Annotated in this window: 15 protein-coding genes and 2 pseudogenes; 15 read left to right on the forward strand and 2 right to left on the reverse strand. The window is 64.9% G+C overall.

The window, feature by feature from the left end:
• Both FUT88_RS18300 and ilvA read right to left on the reverse strand, forming a co-directional pair.
• A pseudogene (locus tag FUT88_RS18300) lies at positions 1-254 on the reverse strand (NADPH-dependent 7-cyano-7-deazaguanine reductase QueF); the annotation flags it as partial.
• Positions 254-1,774, reverse strand: a complete 1,521-nt coding sequence (ilvA, locus tag FUT88_RS18305) for a threonine ammonia-lyase, biosynthetic (RefSeq protein ID WP_147214029.1) — start codon at positions 1,772-1,774, stop codon at positions 254-256. The gene ilvA and the pseudogene FUT88_RS18300, both read right to left, overlap by 1 nt.
• Before the next feature lie 161 nt (positions 1,775-1,935).
• On the opposite strand from ilvA, the gene FUT88_RS18310 reads away from it, so the two are divergent.
• The 15 genes and pseudogenes from FUT88_RS18310 (at position 1,936) to FUT88_RS18380 (ending at position 19,889) form a co-directional block, all read left to right on the forward strand.
• The gene (locus tag FUT88_RS18310) at positions 1,936-2,853 is read left to right on the forward strand and encodes an ion channel (protein WP_147217242.1); all 918 of its coding nucleotides are present in this window, start codon (positions 1,936-1,938) and stop codon (positions 2,851-2,853) included.
• 31 nt (positions 2,854-2,884) lie between these two features.
• Complete coding sequence (locus tag FUT88_RS18315) at positions 2,885-4,132, forward strand: nucleoside recognition domain-containing protein (protein ID WP_147214028.1); 1,248 nt, start codon at positions 2,885-2,887, stop codon at positions 4,130-4,132.
• A gap of 57 nt (positions 4,133-4,189) precedes the next feature.
• Positions 4,190-4,771: a YqaA family protein gene (locus tag FUT88_RS18320; RefSeq protein ID WP_027678243.1), complete on the forward strand. Its 582-nt coding sequence runs from the start codon at positions 4,190-4,192 to the stop codon at positions 4,769-4,771.
• A 200-nt stretch (positions 4,772-4,971) separates the two neighbouring features.
• Positions 4,972-9,009 (forward strand): annotated as a pseudogene (locus FUT88_RS18325) (DUF3683 domain-containing protein).
• Positions 9,006-9,458 carry an HIT family protein gene (locus tag FUT88_RS18330; protein WP_186829238.1) on the forward strand — a complete coding sequence of 151 codons (453 nt, stop codon included), beginning with the start codon at positions 9,006-9,008 and terminating at the stop codon, positions 9,456-9,458. The pseudogene FUT88_RS18325 and the gene FUT88_RS18330 overlap by 4 nt, the downstream one beginning before the upstream one ends.
• A gap of 114 nt (positions 9,459-9,572) precedes the next feature.
• Positions 9,573-11,417: an ABC transporter ATP-binding protein/permease gene (locus FUT88_RS18335; protein ID WP_147214026.1), complete on the forward strand. Its 1,845-nt coding sequence runs from the start codon at positions 9,573-9,575 to the stop codon at positions 11,415-11,417.
• Between the two features lie 33 nt (positions 11,418-11,450).
• Positions 11,451-11,867 (forward strand): gamma-butyrobetaine hydroxylase-like domain-containing protein, encoded by a 417-nt coding sequence (locus FUT88_RS18340; protein WP_147214025.1) that lies wholly within the window; start codon positions 11,451-11,453, stop codon positions 11,865-11,867.
• A 53-nt stretch (positions 11,868-11,920) separates the two neighbouring features.
• Complete coding sequence (ubiE, locus tag FUT88_RS18345) at positions 11,921-12,652, forward strand: bifunctional demethylmenaquinone methyltransferase/2-methoxy-6-polyprenyl-1,4-benzoquinol methylase UbiE (RefSeq protein WP_012761151.1); 732 nt, start codon at positions 11,921-11,923, stop codon at positions 12,650-12,652.
• A gap of 127 nt (positions 12,653-12,779) precedes the next feature.
• Positions 12,780-13,829 carry a Tim44 domain-containing protein gene (locus FUT88_RS18350; protein ID WP_186829332.1) on the forward strand — a complete coding sequence of 350 codons (1,050 nt, stop codon included), beginning with the start codon at positions 12,780-12,782 and terminating at the stop codon, positions 13,827-13,829.
• A 146-nt stretch (positions 13,830-13,975) separates the two neighbouring features.
• Positions 13,976-14,632, forward strand: coding sequence for an SCP2 domain-containing protein (locus tag FUT88_RS18355; RefSeq protein ID WP_147217244.1), 657 nt, complete (start codon positions 13,976-13,978; stop codon positions 14,630-14,632).
• The gene (ubiB, locus tag FUT88_RS18360; protein WP_147217245.1) at positions 14,629-16,206 is read left to right on the forward strand and encodes a ubiquinone biosynthesis regulatory protein kinase UbiB; all 1,578 of its coding nucleotides are present in this window, start codon (positions 14,629-14,631) and stop codon (positions 16,204-16,206) included. Before FUT88_RS18355 ends, ubiB begins: the two co-directional genes overlap by 4 nt.
• A gap of 23 nt (positions 16,207-16,229) precedes the next feature.
• Complete coding sequence (locus FUT88_RS18365) at positions 16,230-16,859, forward strand: SAM-dependent methyltransferase (RefSeq protein WP_147217247.1); 630 nt, start codon at positions 16,230-16,232, stop codon at positions 16,857-16,859.
• Positions 16,860-17,088: 229 nt separating this feature from the next.
• Positions 17,089-18,528: a sodium:solute symporter family protein gene (locus FUT88_RS18370; protein WP_102064499.1), complete on the forward strand. Its 1,440-nt coding sequence runs from the start codon at positions 17,089-17,091 to the stop codon at positions 18,526-18,528.
• A 244-nt stretch (positions 18,529-18,772) separates the two neighbouring features.
• The gene (locus tag FUT88_RS18375) at positions 18,773-19,120 is read left to right on the forward strand and encodes an FmdB family zinc ribbon protein (RefSeq protein WP_147217249.1); all 348 of its coding nucleotides are present in this window, start codon (positions 18,773-18,775) and stop codon (positions 19,118-19,120) included.
• 31 nt (positions 19,121-19,151) lie between these two features.
• On the forward strand, positions 19,152-19,889 hold the full coding sequence (locus FUT88_RS18380) for a DUF502 domain-containing protein (RefSeq protein ID WP_147217251.1): 738 nt from the start codon (positions 19,152-19,154) through the stop codon (positions 19,887-19,889).
• Positions 19,890-19,891: the final 2 nt, after the last annotated feature.

Consider the following 19,891-nt stretch of genomic DNA (forward strand, 5'->3'; position numbering starts at 1 on the left):
TCAACGATGTTGGGCGAATCGGCCGGCACGATCACGGTGCCCAGCGCCACCTGCGGCTTGCCGCGCAGGTTCAGCCACGACAGCTCGTACAGGTTCCAGAGATCCACGCCGAAGAAGGGCAGGGCCGTGCCGGCGGCAAGGCCGATCTCGTCGCGCTTGCGCTGGCGCGGAATCGGAAACAGCAGGCTCGGGTCGTATTCCGTCTTGTAGGCGGAGGTCTTACCGAGCGGCGAATGTTCGGGTTGGTTGCTCATCACAAAAACAGGCTGTAGACGGGGTTCTCGCTTTCGTCCCAATAGGTATAGCCCAGCGTGGCGAGGAACGCCTTGAACTCGCGCTTCTCGTTCTTCGGTACCTGGATGCCGACGAGGATGTTGCTCGAATCCGCGCCCTGATTCCGGTAGTGGAACAGGCTGATGTTCCAGTTCGGGCTCATGCTCGAGAGGAACTTCATCAGCGCGCCCGGCCGCTCGGGAAACTCGAAGCGGTAGAGATGCTCGTTTTCTGCCAGCGGCGAACGGCCGCCCACCATGTAGCGGATGTGCTGCTTGGCCAGTTCGTCGTTCGACAGGTCGAGCGTCGGGAAACCGTGCTTGCGGAAGTTCTCGGCAATCTTGTCGCCCTCTGCGCGCGACGCAATTTGCACGCCCACGAAGATATGCGCGGCGTCCTTGCTGGCAATGCGGTAGTTGAACTCCGTCACGTTGCGCGACCAGCCGACCAGTTCGCAGAAGCGCTTAAAGCTGCCGCGCTCTTCGGGAATCGTCACGGCAAACACGGCTTCGCGCGCCTCGCCCACTTCGGCACGCTCGGCCACGAAGCGCAGGCGGTCGAAGTTCATGTTCGCGCCGCTGGCCACGGCCACGAGCGATTCGTTCTTCAGCTTATGCGTTTCGGCATACTGCTTGAGGCCGGCCAGCGCCAGCGCACCCGAAGGCTCCAGCAGGCTGCGCGTGTCCTGGAACACGTCCTTGAGCGCGGCGCAGATGGCATCCGTATCCACGGTGATGATCTCGTCGACGAGTTCGCGCGTGAGGCGGAACGTTTCCTTGCCGACAAGCTTGACCGCCGTGCCGTCCGCAAACAGGCCCACCTCCTTCAGTTCGACGCGCTTGCCGGCGGCCACCGAGCGCGCCATCGCGTCGGAATCCACGCTTTGCACGCCGATGACCTTGACGTCGGGCCGCACGGCCTTCACGTAGGCCGCAATGCCCGAGATCAGCCCGCCACCGCCAATCGAGCAAAAGATCGCATGGATCGGCTGCGGATGCTGGCGCAGGATTTCCATGGCGATGGTGCCCTGGCCGGCAATCACTTCCGGATCGTCGAACGGGTGGACGAAGGTGTAGCCGTGCTTCTCTTGCAGCTTGGCGGCGTGGTTGTACGCGTCGGAATAGCTTTCACCGTGCAGCACGACCTCGACCCATTCGCCGCCGCGCGAGCGCACGCCGTCAATCTTCAACTGCGGCGTCGTCACCGGCATGCAGATCACGGCCTTGCATTCCATGCGCGCCGCACTGAAAGCCACGCCCTGCGCGTGGTTGCCCGCCGATGCCGTAATCACCCCGCGCTTGCGCTCGGCCGGCGTGAGCGACGCCATCTTGTTGTAGGCGCCGCGCAGCTTGAACGAGAACACCGGCTGGTCATCCTCGCGCTTGAGGTAGACGCGGTTGCCGGTGCGCGCCGACAGGTTCGGCGCGAACTTCAGCTCGGTTTCCACCGCGACGTCATAGACCTTCGCAGTCAGGATTTTCTTGAGGTAATCGATGGCCATGGTGCGGACCGGGGTTGGACGTGAACAGAGCCCGTAAGCCTATCACGCGGCGCCTGGGCCGACCGGCCCGCCTGGCCTGCCTTGCCGGACGGGCGCGCCGGTCGGTACACTGCCCCGGCCGCGTCCGGGCGGGCGCGGCGCATCATCGGCGAGAGGCCTCCATGAACACCCCGTCGTCTTCCTCCGAGCGTGCCGGACGCGCGCGCCGGGGCCGCAAAGTCTGGTCCGGAACGCAGCACGTCATTGCCTACGGCATGCCGCCGCTGGGCTGGCGCGACGTTTATCACCATGCGCTGGAGGTCAACTGGCCGACCTTCTTCGCGTTGCTGGCGACGATGTTCCTGGCGCTGAATGCGGTATTCGCGGGGCTGTATTCGCTCGGCGACGGCGCGATCGCGAACCAGTCGCCGCCCGGCTTCGTCGGCGCCTTCTTCTTCAGCGTCGAGACGCTGGCCACGGTCGGCTACGGCGACATGCACCCGCAAACGCTCTACGCCCACGTCATCGCCACGCTGGAGATCTTCATCGGCATGTCGGGCATCGCCATGGCGACGGGAATGGTGTTTGCGCGATTCTCACGCCCGCGCGCCAAGATCATGTTTGCCCGCAACGTTGTCGTGCGGCCGCTCAACGGCAAGTCCACGCTGATGCTGCGCGCCGCCAATGCGCGCCAGAACGTCATCGCCGAGGCCACCGCCCGGCTGCGCCTGATGCAGGACGAGGTCTCGCCCGAGGGCTACTCGATCTACAAGATTCACGACCTGAAGCTGGAGCGCAGCGAGCACCCGATCTTCCTGCTGGGCTGGGTGATGATGCACGTCATCGACGAGACCAGCCCGCTGCATCGCGCCACCGCAGAATCGCTCGCCGCCGGTGACGCCTTGCTGCTGCTGACCATCGAGGGCGCCGACGAGACCGCCGCGCAGACCGTGCAGGCCCGCTATTCCTGGCGGCACGACGAGATCCGCTGGAACTATCGCTATGCCGACCTCATCCGCGACGAGGGCGGCGTCACGTCGGTGGACTACGACAACTTCCACCTGATCCACCCGATCGAGACGCCCCCGCAGGCACAATGAGCGGCTTGTCCGATTCCAACGCGCAACCCCCGTGGCCCTGAACCTCGTCTGGCTCGCCTTCTTTCTCGTCGCCTTCGTCACCGCCTGCGTGCAGGTGGTGCAGGGCGACATGGAAGTCTTCTCGCGCATGTTGACCGGTATGTTCGATGCCGCGCGCACCGGCTTCGAAATCGCCATCGGCCTGACCGGCATGATGGCGCTGTGGCTCGGCATCATGCGCGTGGGCGAGCGCGCCGGCGTGGTCGATCTGTTTGCGCGGCTCGTGAACCCGGTGATGCGGCACTTGTTTCCCTCCGTGCCGGCCGGCCACCCCGCCAACGGCGCGATGATGATGAACGTGTCGGCCAACGTCCTCGGCCTGGACAACGCCGCTACGCCGCTCGGCCTCCAAGCCATGCGCGAGCTGCAGCAGATCAACCCGCAGCCGCAGCGCGCCAGCGATGCGCAGCTGATGTTTGTGGTGCTCAACACCGCAGGGGTGACGCTGGTACCGACGTCCGTCATCGCCATCCGCCAGGCCATGGCCGTCAAGCAGGGGCTGGTGGGTTTCAACGCGGCGGACATCTTCCTGCCGACGTTGCTGTCCACGTTCATCGGCTTCTGCGCGGGCATTGCGGCCGTGGCGTGGTACCAACGCATCAATCTGTTCAAGCCGGCGCTGCTGGCGTATTTCGGCGGCTTTGTCGCGGCGATGGGGCTGCTGTTTGCGTGGCTGCACCAGTTTCCGCCGCAGCAGATGGCGACGTGGATCGGCCTGATCGGCGCGGGCGCCATCCTCACCATCGTCGTGGCGTTCCTGGTCTGTGGGGCATTTCGTCGCATCAATGTGTACGAAACCTTCGTCGATGGCGCCAAGGACGGCTTCCAGGTCGCCATCGGCATCGTTCCGTATCTCGTCGCGGTGCTGGTGGGGATTGCCGTGTTTCGCGCGGCGGGGTGCATGGATGTCCTGATGCAGGGGCTTTCTGCGCTGTTCACGCACCTGGGCATCGACACGCGCTTTGTGCCGGCGCTGCCCGTGGGGCTGATGAAGACGTTGTCCGGCGCCGGCGCGCGCGGCCTGATGGTCGACGTGATGACGACCTACGGCGTCGATTCCTTCCAGGGAAAGCTGGCCGCCATCATCCAGGGCTCGACCGAGACCACGTTCTACGTGCTGGCCGTGTACTTCGGCAGCGTCGGCATCAAGGACACGCGGTACGCGCTGGCTTGCGGGCTGTGGGCCGACCTGATCGGGCTCGTCGGCGCCGTGCTTGTCGCCTACCTGTTCTTCGCCTGACCGGCTAGGGCGGCCCCCAAGCGACGCCGCGGCCGCCCGCCCTCTACAATCGATCGCATGGAACAGTGGATCGACACGCTTTTTGCCACGCTCGCCCTGCCCAAGGTCGGGCTGCCTGCCATCTTCGTCGTCAGTTTCATTTCGGCGACGCTGCTGCCGCTGGGCTCCGAGCCGGCGGTCTTTGCGTACATCAAGCTCAATCCGGACATGTTCTGGCCCGCCATCGTGGTGGCCACACTCGGCAACACGCTGGGCGGCATGGTCGACTGGTGGATGGGCTATGCGGCCAAGCTGGCGCTGGTGCGCTACCACCTGGCGCGCCGCCGCCGCCAGCACAACGCCGAGCACGCCCAGCACGTGCCGCACCCCAAGCGCCACCGCGAGCCCCCGCTCGACAAGAAATACTTCCGCTGGATGCGCCGCATCGGCCCGGTGTCGCTGCTGGTGTCGTGGCTGCCCGGCATCGGCGACCCGCTCTGCACGCTGGCCGGTTGGCTGCGCCTGAAGTTCTGGCCCAGCGTCATGTACATGGCCATCGGCAAATTCCTGCGCTATCTGGCGATGACCGCGGCGCTCATGACCCTGCCCGACGGCTTCTGGCACGGCATCTTTGGCTGGATCAAGGCTGTAATGATCTGACGTTTGCGTGGCGTGGGGCGCACTCTCAGGCCTTCGCGCTTTTCGCAAGCCATTGAAAACGCGACGCTTTTCCCGCCCATATCAGCCGCAGGGATACCGTTGCTGCAACGCATCAACGGCGCGCGTTGCAGTACAATCGCCCTTTAAAGACCGCGCGGCTCTTGTCCTCCTTGCCGCGACCTCCTCCCCAGCGGCACGCCATGAATGCCCCACTTCTGATCGACGCCAAACTCACGGCGCAGGACGCTGCGCCCCGGCTGCGCGAGATTCCCTACAACTACACCTCGTTCTCGGATCGGGAAATCGTCATCCGTCTGCTGGGCGAGTCTGCGTGGCAGATCCTGGACGAACTGCGCGCCGAGCGTCGCACCGGCCGATCGGCACGGATGCTGTACGAAGTGCTGGGCGACATCTGGGTGGTGCGTCGCAACCCGTATCTGCAGGACGACCTGCTCGACAACCCGAAGCGCCGGCAGATGCTGATCGACGCACTCAATCACCGCCTGGCGGAGATCGAGAAGCGCCGTGTGGCCGATCACGATTCGCACCACGACCCCGTGGGCGACGAGCGCGCCAGCAAGGTCGAGCAGCTGGTTGTGCATGCCCGCCGCGCCGTCAAGGCATTCCAGGAAGAGTTCGCCCAGGTGTATGACCTGCGCCGCCGCGCCCAGAAGGTGCTCGGCCGTGTCACCGCGAAGGACAACATCAAGTTCGACGGCCTGTCGCGCGTGTCGCACGTGACCGATGCCACCGACTGGCGTGTCGAATATCCGTTCGTCGTGCTCACGCCCGATACGGAAGAAGAAATTGCCGGCATCGTCAAGGGCTGCTTCGAACTGGGTCTGACCATCATCCCGCGCGGAGGCGGCACCGGCTACACCGGCGGCGCCGTGCCGCTCACGCCGTTCTCGGCCGTCATCAATACGGAAAAGCTGGAGCGTCTGGATGCGGTCGAGATGACCGACCTGCCGGGCGTCGATCACCCCGTGGCGACCATCTATTCGGGCGCCGGCGTGGTGACGCGTCGCGTGGCGGATGCGGCGGACAAGGCCGGTCTCGTCTTCGCCGTGGACCCGACTTCGATCGACGCGTCGTGCATAGGCGGCAACGTCGCCATGAACGCGGGCGGCAAGAAGGCCGTGCTGTGGGGCACCGCGCTGGACAACCTCGCCTGGTGGCGCATGGTTGACCCGGACGGCAACTGGCTCGAAGTCCAGCGCCTGAATCACAACCTCGGCAAGATTCACGATGCGCCGGTCGTCACCTTCGAGCTGAAGTGGTTCGACGGCAACGCGCCGGTCGGCGCCAAGCTGCTGCGCACCGAGACGCTTACCATCGAAGGCCGCAAGTTCCGCAAGGAAGGCCTTGGCAAGGACGTCACCGACAAGTTCCTGGCCGGCCTGCCCGGCGTGCAGAAGGAAGGCTGCGACGGCATCATCACCAGCGCGCGCTGGATCCTGCACCGTATGCCCAAGTCGGTCCGCACCGTGTGCCTGGAGTTCTTCGGCCAGGCGCGTGACGCGATCCCGAGCATCGTCGAGATCAAGGATTACCTCGACGCCGAGACCAAGAAGCCCGGCGGCGCCATCCTCGCGGGCCTGGAACATTTGGACGAGCGCTACCTGCGCGCGGTCGGCTACGCCACCAAGAGCAAGCGCAACGCGTTCCCGAAGATGGTGCTCATCGGTGACATCGTCGGCGACGACGATGACGCCGTGGCGCGCGCCACCTCGGAAGTGATCCGCCTGGCCAACGGCAAGAGCGGCGAAGGCTTCGTGGCCGTGAGCCCCGAGGCACGCAAGAAGTTCTGGCTGGACCGCTCGCGCACGGCCGCGATTGCCAAGCACACCAACGCCTTCAAGATCAACGAAGACGTGGTGATCCCGCTCAATCGCATGGGCGAGTACACCGACGGCATCGAGCGCATCAATATCGAGCTGTCGATCAAGAGCAAGCTCAAGCTGACCGACGCGCTGCTCGATTTCTTTGCCGGCAGCAACTTGCCGCTGGGCCGCACCGACGACGCCAACGAAATCCCCAGCGCTGAACTGCTGGAAGACCGCGTGCAACAGGCGCAGCAACTGCTGCGCGCCACGCGTGCACGTTGGCAATATCTGCTGGACCATCTCGACACGCCTGTCACCACGGCGCGGGCGAGCCTCATCGGCCTTGGCCTGGGCTACCTTGCGCAGACCATCGACGACCGTCTAGTGAATCAGCCTGACGCCAACCTGTTCCACCTGCTGCAGGATCGGACGATCCGCGTGTCGTGGAAGTCGGAGATTCGCGCCGAGCTGCGCAAGATCTTCAACGGCGGCGAGTTCAAGCCGATCCTCGACGAGGCCCAGGCGATCCACAAGAAAGTGCTGCGCGGCCGCGTGTTCGTCGCCCTGCACATGCACGCCGGCGACGGCAACGTGCACACCAACATCCCCGTCAACTCGGATGACTACGACATGCTGCAGGACGCCCACAAGGCGGTGGCCCGCATCATGACGCTGGCGCGTTCGCTGGACGGTGTGATTTCGGGCGAGCACGGCATCGGCATCACCAAGCTGGAATTCCTGACCGACGAAGAGATCGCCGACTTCGCTGCCTACAAGCGCCGCGTCGATCCGAACGGCCGCTTCAACAAGGGCAAGCTGCTGCGCGACATCAACGACCCGCAAGGCCTGGCCGCTGATCTGCGCAACGCCTATACGCCGTCGTTCGGCCTGATGGGGCACGAGTCGATCATCATGCAGCAGAGCGACATCGGCGCCATCTCGGAGTCGATCAAGGACTGCCTGCGCTGCGGCAAGTGCAAACCGGTGTGCGCCACGCACGTGCCGCGCGCCAATCTGCTGTACAGCCCGCGCAACAAGATTCTTGCCACCTCGCTGCTCATCGAGGCCTTCCTGTACGAAGAACAGACGCGCCGCGGCGTGTCGGTCAAGCACTGGGAAGAGTTTGCCGATGTGGGCGACCATTGCACGGTCTGCCACAAGTGCGTGACGCCGTGCCCGGTCAAGATCGATTTCGGCGATGTGTCGATGAACATGCGCAACCTGCTGCGCAAGATGGGGCAGAAGAAGTTCAACCCCGGCACGGCAGCGGCGATGTTCTACCTGAACGCGACCAACCCCGAGACGATCAACCTCACCCGCAAGGTGATGTTCGACTGGGGCTACAAGGCGCAGCGTCTGGGCAACGACATCCTGAAGAAGTTCGCCAAGAAGCAGACCGCCCGGCCGCCCGCGACGGTAGGCAAGCCGCCCGTGCGCGAGCAGGTGATCCACTTCATCAACAAGAAGATGCCGGGCAACCTGCCCAAGAAGACCGCACGCGCGTTGCTGGACATCGAGGACAACGAGATCGTCCCGATCATCCGCAACCCGAAGGCGACCACGCCCGATAGCGAGGCGGTCTTCTACTTCCCGGGCTGCGGCTCGGAGCGCCTGTTCTCGCAGGTGGGTCTGGCCACGCAGGCAATGCTGTGGCACGCCGGTGTGCAGACGGTGCTGCCGCCGGGCTACCTGTGCTGCGGATAACCGCAGCGCGGCACGGGCCAGTTCGACAAGGCCGAGAAGATCGTCACCGACAACCGCGTGCTGTTCCACCGCGTGGCCAACACGCTCAACTACCTCGACATCAAGACGGTGGTGGTGAGCTGCGGCACCTGCTACGACCAGCTGGCCGGATATGAATTCGACAAGATCTTCCCGGGCTGCCGGATCATCGACATTCACGAATACCTGCTCGAGAAGGGCGTGAAGATCGACGGTGTGCAAGGCACGCGGTACATGTACCACGACCCCTGTCACACCCCGATCAAGACGATGGACCCGACCAAGCTGGTCAACCAGCTGATGGGCGGCAACATCGGCGCCGATGGCCAGACTCGCGCGATCGAGAAGAACGACCGCTGCTGCGGTGAGTCGGGCACCCTGGCGATTTCGCGCCCCGACATTTCCACGCAGGTCCGCTTCCGCAAGGAAGAAGAGATGCAGAAGGGCGCCGACAAGCTGCGCAGTCTCGGCCAGACCGCAGGCCAGGGCGGCGAGGCGTTCAACGGCGACGTGAAGATCCTCACGAGCTGCCCGGCATGTCTGCAGGGCCTGTCGCGCTACACCGAAGATGTTTCGGTGCAGGCCGACTACATCGTGGTCGAGATGGCGCGTCACGTGCTCGGCGAAACCTGGCTGCAGGACTACGTCGCGCAGGCCAACGCCGGCGGCATCGAGCGGGTTCTGGTGTGACGGCTACGGTGACCGGCGAGCGCGCGCCCGGCTGCGCGCTGTGCGAGACGGACGGCGGCGAACCCGTCTGGCGCAATGGCCGCGCGCGCGTGGTGCTGGTCGAGCACGCGCGCTTTCCGGGCTTTTGCCGCGTCATCTGGAACGACCACGTGGCTGAGCAGACCGATCTGTCCGATGCCGATCGCCACTGGCTGATGGACATCGTCACCCGGGTGGAGCGCGTGCTGCGCGCCGAACTGGCGCCCGACAAGATCAACCTCGCGAGCTTCGGCAATTTCGTGCCGCATCTGCATTGGCATGTCATCCCGCGCTATCGGTGGGACACGCATTTCCCGGAAGCCGTGTGGGGCCCCGAGCAACGCGCGCCCGATACTGCGCGCATGGCCGAGATCACGGCCAAGTTGCCGGCGCTGTCGTACGCGCTGCAAGCGGCGCTGGCCGACGCCTGAGCCCCCTCGGCGATACGGTGGGTAACGCCTGGTAACGCATCGCCCCGTCGTGCGCGGAACCCCTGTGACTCGCACGGCGTCTGATTCTCTTTCTGTTGCGCCAACGCCCTCGCCATGACGACACCGCGCACCGCCGCCACGCCCGATTCCCACAAGGATTCCATCTCCGAACTGACCGTCCACCATGGGCGGCTGAATTTGTCGGAAACCTGGCAACTGATTCGTCCGTACTGGTTTTCGGAAGATCGTCACAAGGCCTGGGGGCTGCTCGCGCTGGTGATCGCCCTGAACCTGTTTCTGGTCTACATGAACGTGCTGTTCACGGACTGGAATCGGCTTTTCTACAATGCGCTCGAGCAGAAGAACTACGGCGAATTCTGGACGCAACTGGGCCGCTTTTCATGGATCGCCGCATTGCTGATCTTTGGCTCCATCATGCGGTTGTACTACTCGATGATGCTGCAGATGCGGTGGCGGACCTGGATTACCGGCAGCTTCCTCGACGACTGGCTTAGCAAGCAGGCGTTCTACCGCCTGGAGCAGACGCACAGCGCCGACAACCCCGACCAACGGATCGCCGACGACCTGCGCACGTTCACCGATGCAACGCTCACCTTGGCGCTGGGCTTCCTGAATTCGGCTGTCACGCTGGTGTCATTCTTCGGGATTCTGTGGGCGGTGTCGGGGCCGCTGGCGTTCAGCCTGGGTGGCCACGACTTTGTGATTCCCGGCTACATGGTGTGGTTTGCGCTGCTGTACTCGATCGTGGGCTCGGTGATCATCCACTTTGTGGGGCGGCCACTGATCGGGCTGTCGTTCCAGCAGGAGCGTTACGAGGCGTACTTCCGCTTCCTGCTCGTGCGCGTGCGCGAGAACAGCGAGAGCATCGCCCTGTACCGCGGCGAGCCGACCGAGAAAGCCATCCTGCGCGGCCGCTTCGAGCGCATCCGCGCCAACTGGAACCAGTTGATGGACTACACGCGGCGCCTGACCTTTGCCAGTTCCGGCTATGCGCAGTTCGCCATCATCTTCCCGTTTCTGGTGTCGGCGCCGCGCTACTTTGGCGGCACGCTTACGCTGGGCGGCATGATGCAGGTCGCCACCGCGTTCGGGCAGGTTCAGGACGCCATGTCGTGGTTTGTCACGAATTACCGCACGCTGGTCACCTGGAAGGCTTCCACCAACCGTCTGATCGAATTCCAGCGTGCCATCCGTGCCGCCGAGCGTGAAGAAGAGCACCGCGCCGGCGTGCGCGATGTCGAGGTGGAAACCGCGGCCGTACCCGCCATCGAAGCCCATGGTCTTGCGCTGAACCTGCCGAACCGCAAGCCCGAAGACATGCTGGTCGAGCCCTTCGACATGACGCTGGCACGCGGTGAGCGTGTGCTTGTCAACGGTCCGTCCGGCTGCGGCAAAAGCACGCTGGTGCGCGCCGTGGCCGGTATCTGGCCCTATGGCAGCGGCCGCATCGAAGTCCCGCAGGACGCCCGCGTGCTGTTCCTGCCGCAGCGCAGCTATCTGCCCTCCGGCACGCTGGCTGACGCGCTTTCGTATCCGGATCTGGCCACCCAATACACCGCGGAGCGTCTGACTCAGGTGCTCATCGCCTGCCGCTTGCCCGCGCTGGCCGGCCTGTTGGACGAGGTGAGCAACTGGAGCCTGCGCCTGTCGCCCGGCGAGCAGCAGCGCCTGGCTTTTGCACGGGCTTTGCTGCAGCGCCCCGATTACCTCTTCCTCGACGAGGCCACCAGCGCACTCGACGAAGACACCGAAGCGTTCATGTACAGCCTGATGCTCGAATCGATGCCCGATGTGACCATCGTCAGCGTGGCGCACCGCAGCACCGTGGCACGATTCCACCATCGCCGCCTGCGCTACGTCCCCGAAGGCAACCCGTTGACTGCGGTAAGCTATCGGGTGGTGGAAGAGCCCGCGCACGTTGCGCTGGCCGCTTCCTGAAACACCGTTTTTCTGACTCGACGAGACGTTTTCATGGCCGGACTTTCCGCCGACACCCCGCACCCGACCGGCATTACCGTCCACACGCAATCGCGCGTGCTGGAGATCGCCTTTGCCGATGGCAAACAGTTCAGCCTGCCGTTCGAATATCTGCGCGTGCTGTCGCCGTCGGCTGAAGTGCAGGGGCACGGGCCCGGCCAGGAAGTGCTGCAGACCGGCAAGCGCGAGGTCGGCATTGTCGGCGTCGAGCCGGTGGGCAATTACGCGATCCGGCCGCTGTTCTCCGACGGTCACGATTCCGGCATCTTCGACTGGGCCTACCTGTACCGCCTCGGCATTGAGCAGGCCACGCTCTGGCAGGCGTATCTCGATCGTCTGGCTGCTGCCGGCGTCGACCGCGACGCCCCGATGGCAGAGAACGCTGGCCACGCCTGCGGCCACAGCCACTGATTCCCGATTCACTTCGCGGCGCCTGGGCGCTGCATCCGCATCCTTTTTTTGTCATGAGCCAAACCCACTTCGGATTCCAGCAGGTCGATGAGCAGGAGAAGGCCGGCAAGGTCGCCGGCGTGTTCCATTCCGTCGCGAGCAAGTACGACGTGATGAACGACCTGATGTCCGGCGGCCTGCACCGCGTGTGGAAGATGTTCACCATCGCCCAGGCAGCGGTCCGCCCGGGCTACAAGGTGCTCGACATCGCGGGCGGCACGGGCGACCTGGCCAAGGCGTTCGCCCGCCAGGCCGGCCCCACCGGCGAGGTGTGGCTGACTGACATCAACGAGTCGATGCTGCGCGTCGGCCGTGATCGCCTGCTCGATGCCGGCGTGCTCACCCCCACCGCGCTGTGCGACGCCGAGCACATTCCCTTTCCGAATGCTTACTTCGACGTGGTGACAGTGGCATTCGGCTTGCGCAACATGACGCACAAGGATCGCGCGCTTGCCGAAATGCGTCGCGTGGTGAAGCCAGGCGGCAAGGTCATGGTGCTGGAGTTCTCCAAGGTGTGGCAGCCGTTGGAGAAGGCTTACGACCTGTACTCGTTCAAGGTGCTGCCGTGGTTGGGCAGCAAAGTGGCGGGCGACCCCGAAAGCTACCGCTACTTGGCCGAATCCATCCGCATGCACCCGGATCAGGAAACGCTCAAGCAGATGATGGAACAGGCCGGATTGGACTCGGTCGAATACTTCAATCTGACAGCAGGTGTCGTGGCTCTGCACGTCGGCCGTCGCCTCTAAGTGTTTCCGTCGTTCCGCCAGATGGGCGATGCAGCGCGCTGCGGCGATATGCCACGATCCTTCACATTGAATTTCGGCATTGACGTCTTCATCTAATGGCGTCACTGCCATTGGAGAGAAGACAGCGATGAGTTTGCATTGGGGTGGAAAATTGATGGCGGGCGCGCTGGTCGCGACGCTCGCACTGGGCACGGCAATCGACGCCAACGCCAAGCGCATGGGCGGCAGCCGCAGCATCGGCAAGCAGTCGTCCACGGTGACGCAACGCCAGCAGACGCCGCCGGCCACAACGCCGTCGCCCACGCAGCAGGCCGCGCCCGCCGCGCAACCATCGCCGGCCGCACCAGCTCCGGCCGCGCCGGCCGCAAAGCCCGGACGTAACTGGGGCGGCATGCTGGGTGGCCTGGCTGCCGGCCTGGGCCTCGGTTATCTCCTGTCGAAGTTCGGTCTGGGCGCGGGCCTTGCCTCGTTGCTGTCGAACCTGATCCTGATCGCGCTTGTCGCGTTCGTGGTGATGTGGATCATCCGCAAGGTGCGAGGCAGCCGTCCGCAAGGTCCGGCCTACGCCACGGGCGGCCCGTCGCTGGGTGGCGATCGTGAGCCCTACGTGCCGCAACCTGCCGCGCCGGCCCCGCAGGCTTCTGCGTCGGCGGCCGCATCGCTGAACACCGGCAACACGTCGGGCTTGGGCGCTGGCGCCGCAACGGCTGCACAATCGTGGAACCTGGGCGGTCCGGCCGCATCGGGCGCGCCCGATGCCCACGCGCAACCTGCCGCGGCTGCGCCGCAGCAGCCGTGGGGTGTGCCCGCAGATTTCGACACGCAAGCGTTCCTGCGCAACGCCAAGGTCTACTTCATCCGCCTGCAGGCCGCCTGGGATGCCGGCAATCTCAACGACATCCGCGAGTTCACCACGCCGGAGATGTTCGCCGAGATCAAGATGGACCTGGCTGACCGCGGCACCTCGCCCAACAAGACCGACGTGGTCTCGGTTGAAGCCGAAATGCTGGGTATCGAAACGCAGGCCGCCGAGTACCTGGCGAGCGTCCGCTTCTCGGGCATGATTCGCGAAGAAGCCAATGCGCCCGCCCAGCCGTTTGCCGAGGTGTGGAACCTGACCAAGCCGACGCAGGGCGCGGGCGGCTGGGTGTTGGCGGGTATTCAGCAGTTGCAGTGATGCTGTAGCAACTTGAAGCGGCGCAAAACGGCTGTTTCAGCATTCCCCGTAAAATGGGGCCCGACCGTCTGGTGCGGGCCCTTTTTGTTGCCTGCCGCTAGCCCGCTTTTTGCTGCTCTCTTGCTGTTTCAGCGCACCATCACCGCATGTCTTCGACAGCCACTTCGTCTTCATTTCCGCTTGTGCTGATGCAGCCGCTGCTGCTCGCGCTCAACCATCTGCTGCGCCAGGAGCCCTGGGCGCAAGAGACGCTGCGCCCGTTTGCGGGCCGCGTGGCGCGCTTTGACCTGGCGCCGATGTCGATGACGTTGCAGGTGGACGCCGCCGGCCTGGTGACCGCTCCCGAGCCTGACGTTGAACCGGCCGTGACCGTTGTCGTGCCGCTTGCGGCCGCTGCTGCCGATTACGCCGCAGGCGGGCAGGCCGCCGTGCTCAAGCACGTGCGCATCGAGGGCGAGGCCGAATTTGCCAACGTGCTATCGACGCTGCTGCGCAACCTGCGCTGGGATGCGGCGGAAGATCTTTCGCGCGTGTTTGGCGATGTGATCGCGCAGCGCATGGTGAGCGGTGCGCAGGCTGCCCGCACCGAAGCCACGCGCGTGGGCCGTTCGCTGGCGGAATCGGTGGCGTCTTACCTGACCGATGGGCAACCCACGCTCGTGCGCCACGCGCGCCTTGCGCAGTTCGCCGCCGATGTGGCGGCATTGCGTGACGCCGAAGCGCGTCTGGTCAAGCGGCTGGAGCGGCTCGAAAAACGCCCGCAGCCGGCCACCCGGACCGCACGTCAGGGTGAATCGGCATGACGCGCTTCTTCCGGCTGGGCAAGATCGTTTTCGTCATCCTCTATTACGGGCTGGACCAGCTTGCGTTGTCGGGCTTCAAGAGCCGCCGCATTCGCGCGTTGGTCTGGCTGCTGACGCTGGGCCGCAAGCCGAAGCTGCCCCGCGGGGTGCGCTTGCGCCTGGCGCTGGAGCAGCTTGGGCCCATCTTCGTGAAGTTCGGGCAGGTGCTGTCGACGCGGCGCGATCTGCTGCCGCCCGATGTGGCCGACGAACTCGCCAAGCTGCAGGACCGCGTGCCGCCGTTCGACCCGAAGGTGGCGGCGGCCATCGTGGAGAAATCGCTCGGCAAGCCGCTCTCGGCGCTGTTCCATCGTTTCGATCATCACCCGGTGGCGAGTGCGTCGATTGCCCAGGTGCATTTCGCTACGTTGCGCGGCGGCCCCGACGACGGCCGCGAGGTGGCCGTGAAGGTGCTGCGCCCGGGCATGCTGCCCGTGATCGACAGTGACCTCGCGCTCATGCGGGACCTCGCCACGTGGATGGAAAAGCTGTGGGCCGATGCCAAGCGCCTGAAGCCGCGCGAGGTGGTCGCCGAGTTCGACAAGTACCTGCACGACGAGCTTGACCTGATGCGCGAGGCGGCCAACGCCAGCCAGCTGCGCCGCAATTTTGCCAAGTCTGATCTGTTGCTGGTGCCTGAGGTGTTCTGGGATTGGTGCACATCTGAAGTGTTCGTGATGGAGCGCATGCACGGCATGCGGATCTCGCACACCGAAGAGTTGCGCGCTGCCGGCGTCGACATGCACAAACTGGCCCGCGACGGCGTGGAGATCTTCTTCACGCAGGTCTTTCGCGACGGCTTTTTCCACGCTGACATGCACCCCGGCAACATCCTGGTGAGCGTGGCACCCGAGACGCTGGGTCGCTATATCGCGCTGGATTTCGGCATCGTCGGGGCGCTGTCGGAGTTCGACAAGAACTACCTCGCGCAAAACTTCCTCGCGTTTTTCCAGCGCGACTACCACCGCGTGGCCGTGCTGCATATCGAGTCCGGCTGGGCGCCCGAAGAGACGCGCGTCGAAGAGCTCGAAGGCGCCATCCGCGCGTGCTGCGAGCCGTATTTCGATCGGCCGCTGGGCGAGATCTCGCTCGGCCTGGTGCTGATGCGGCTGTTCCAGACCTCGCGCCGCTTCAACGTGGAAGTGCAGCCGCAGCTGGTGCTGCTGCAAAAGACGCTGCTCAACGTGGAAGGTCTTGGCCGCCAGCTCGACCCTGACCTGGACTTGTGGAAGACGGCGAAGCCCTTCCTTGAACGCTGGATGCACGAACAGATCGGCTGGCGCGGTTTCGTTGAGCGCCTGAAGGTGGAGGCACCGCAGTGGGCCAACAAGCTGCCGGACTTCCCGCGCCTGCTGCACCAGATCCTGGATCGCCGCTCCCGCGAGGACGGCAACGCGCAGACCGCCGCACTGACCGCACTGCTTGCCGAGCAAAAGCGCACGAACCGGCTGTTGTCTGCTGCGCTGTTGTTCGTCGGCGGCTTCGCCGTCGGCATCATCGCGACGCATGTGCTGGCCTGGATGGGCCGCTACTGATTCGCTGTCAACTTTCGAGCGCCATGGCCGAGCCGCCCGTCTTCCAATCCCGTGACGCCGCCGATCCCGCCTTCTGGGACGAGCGGTTCAGCCGCGAGCACACCCCCTGGGATGCGGCCGGCGTGCCCATGGCCTTCCGGCAATTCTGCGAAGCGCAGCCTGCGCCGCTTTCCACGCTGATTCCCGGCTGCGGCAACGCCTACGAGGCCGGCTGGCTGGCCGAGCGCGGTTGGCCCGTCACGGCGATCGACTTTGCGCCGAGTGCCGTGGCATCGGCCAGGGCGGTGCTGGGCCCGCACGCCGACGTGGTGGAATTGGCCGATTTCTTCCGCTTTTCGCCGCCTCGGCCGGTGCAATGGATCTACGAGCGTGCATTCCTGTGTGCGATGCCTCGGCGACTGTGGCCCGACTACGCTGACCAAGTGGCGAAACTGCTTCCGGCGGGCGGGTTGCTGGCGGGTTTCTTTGCCGTCGTGGAAGGCCGCGAGGCGGTGCCCAAGGGACCGCCGTTCGAGACCACGCAGCCCGAACTGGACGCGCTGCTGTCGCCCGCGTTTGAGCGCATCAGCGATATGCCGATCGCGGAAACGGACTCGATTCCGGTGTTCGCCGGGCGCGAGCGCTGGCAGGTCTGGCGCCGCCGCGCCGATTGAGCTGTTTTCCTGGGCAGTGTTGGTGCGAAGCAACATGGGCCCCGGTCAACAAAAAGCCTGCTGACGCCCGTTGCGGGCCGTCGCCCAAAAATCTGGCAAACGGGGCGGCATTCGTGCTGGCACCGATGCCCCGGCGCCCAGTCCCATCGCTATAATCCGGCCACTTTGCCCGGCGCCTCTGGGCCCAAACCGGGTCGCCATGGGTTTTCCAGCTTCCTTCCGCGCTGCCATGCTGATCTGGTTCGTCATTGTTTACTGGGTGATTTCCGTCGGGATCGGCCTGTGGGCTGCACTGCGCGTGCGCAATACCGCCGATTTCGCCGTGGCTGGCCGCAGCCTGCCGTTCTACGTCGTGACCGCCACGGTGTTCGCCACCTGGTTCGGCTCCGAGGCGGTGCTCGGGATTCCCGCGGAATTTCTCAAGGACGGCCTGCACGGCGTGGTGGCCGATCCGTTTGGTTCGTCCTTGTGCCTCGTGTTGGTGGGTCTGTTCTTCGCCAAGCCGCTGTACCGGATGAACCTGCTCACCATTGGCGACTTCTATCGCAACCGCTTTGGCCGCGTGGCCGAAACGCTGACCACGCTGTGCATCGTCGTGTCGTACCTGGGCTGGGTGGCGGCGCAGATCAAGGCGCTGGGCCTAGTGTTCTACACCGTGTCTGACGGCGCGGTTTCGCAAGACCTGGGGATGATGATCGGCGCGGGCAGCGTGCTCGTCTACACGCTGTTCGGCGGCATGTGGTCGGTGGCGGTGACGGACTTCATCCAGATGATCATCATCGTGATCGGCATGCTGTACATCGGCTGGGAAGTGTCGGGGCAGGCCGGCGGCGTCGGCACGGTGGTGGCGCACGCGGCGGCTTCGGGCAAGTTTTCGTTCTGGCCGGCGTTCAATCCGATCGAAATCATTGGCTTCGTGACGGCGTGGATCACGATGATGCTTGGGTCGATCCCGCAGCAGGACGTGTTCCAGCGGGTGACGTCGTCGCGCACCGAGCGCATCGCCGGCACGGCGTCGGTGCTGGGCGGCGTGCTGTACTTCATGTTTGCGTTCGTGCCGATGTTCCTGGCGTATTCCGCCACGCTCATCGACCCGCAGATGGTGGCCAAGTACATCGATACCGATTCGCAGATGATTCTGCCGAACCTGGTGCTGCAGCATGCGCCGATCTTCGCGCAGGTGATGTTCTTCGGCGCGCTGCTTTCCGCCATCAAGAGCTGCGCGAGCGCAACGCTGCTCGCGCCCTCCGTGACGTTCGCCGAAAATGTGCTGCGTCCGCTGCTGCCCAACATGGATGACAAGCGTTTCCTGCGCGTGATGCAGGCCGTGGTGCTGACGTTCACGGTCTTGGTGACGCTGTTTGCGCTGAACTCGCATCTGTCGATCTTCCACATGGTCGAAAGCGCCTACAAGGTGACGCTGGTGGCGGCGTTTGTGCCGCTGGCCTTCGGCCTGTTCTGGAAGCGCGCGACGAAGCAGGGCGGTCTTCTGGCCATCATCTTCGGTCTGGCGGCGTGGATCTGGTGCGAGGTCTTCCTGTCGGATGCGATGCTTCCGCCACAATTGGTGGGCCTCTTGGCCAGCTTTGGCGCCATGGTCCTGGGCTCGCTCGGCCCGCAGTGGATCGAGAACCGCGCGCCGACCACGAAGGCAGCTACGCAAGCCTGAGCGTCTCGTTGCGGGCGTGCGCGGTGTGCCACTTTGTCGCGCATCGCCATCGGCCGCTCCGAATCTGCGGTCGGGAATTCCCTCAAAAGGGTTTATAATTCAAGGCTTTGCGCGCCAGCACTTGTACGGCGCGCAGTTGCCCCAATCTTTCGCGAGCCCGTGCGTATTTCCCGCACCGCGTTCGCGGCCTGCGCGGGCAACCAATCGCTTTCTTTTCATTTGTTTGTTCCTGGGTGAGGACACCATGCCGATCTATGCTTATCGATGCGACGCCTGCGGCCACGCCAAAGATGTGCTGCAGAAGATGAGCGACGCCCCGCTGACGGATTGCCCCGCATGCGGCGCGCCGGCGTTCAAGAAGCAGCTCACTGCTGCCGGCTTCCAGCTCAAGGGTTCGGGCTGGTATGTGACCGATTTCCGCGGCGGTTCGGGCGGCGCATCGGCTGCGGCGCCCGCAACCGGTACGGCGGCCAAGGCGGATGCCGCTGCGCCCGCCGCCGCTGCACCGGCCTCGTCGTCGGACAGTGCGTCGTCCAGTGCGAGCACGCCGGCCGCGTCCGGTGGTTGCGGCACGTCGTGCGCTTGCCACTGATCGCATCGCTCACCTCTCGGTCCATCGCCCCATGAAACAGAAAACCAGCGCACTCAAGACATGGTTCCTGACCGGTCTTCTGGTGCTTGTCCCGCTTGCGATCACGCTGTGGGTGCTGTCGCTCATCATCGGCACGATGGACCAGAGCCTGGCGCTGCTGCCCTCGGCATGGCAGCCGGATCAGCTGTTTGGCCGGCGCATTCCCGGCGTGGGCGCGATTCTCACGCTGGCGTTCATCCTGATCGTGGGCGTGCTGGCGCACAACTTCATCGGCCAGAAGCTGGTGACGTGGTGGGAAGCGCTCGTGGGCCGCATTCCCGTGGTCGGCCCGATCTATTCGAGCGTGAAGCAGGTGTCCGACACGCTGCTGTCGTCCAACGGCAATGCATTCCGCAAGGCGCTGCTGGTGCAGTATCCGCGTGAAGGCTCCTGGACGATCGCCTTCCTGACCGGCCGCCCTGGCGGTGATGTCGAGAACCACCTGCAAGGCGAGTACGTCAGTGTGTACGTGCCGACCACGCCCAACCCGACGTCGGGTTTCTTCCTGATGATGCCCAAGGCCGACACCATCGAGCTGGACATGACGGTGGACGCGGCGCTCAAGTACATCGTGTCGATGGGTGTGGTGGCGCCTGAAGCGCTGCCGCGCCGCATGGACCCGCCCGATGCCTCTCAACAGACGGAGGACCGGTCGCCGGCTCAAGGGCCGCGCGACCCTTCGAATCCGACCGCGCTGCCTGCAGAGGGCGGCGCCATCGCGGCACCCTGAGC

Origin of the sequence: Ralstonia sp. TCR112 (assembly GCF_007997035.1) — a bacterium.
GTDB classification, from domain to species: Bacteria; Pseudomonadota; Gammaproteobacteria; order Burkholderiales; family Burkholderiaceae; genus Ralstonia; species Ralstonia edaphi.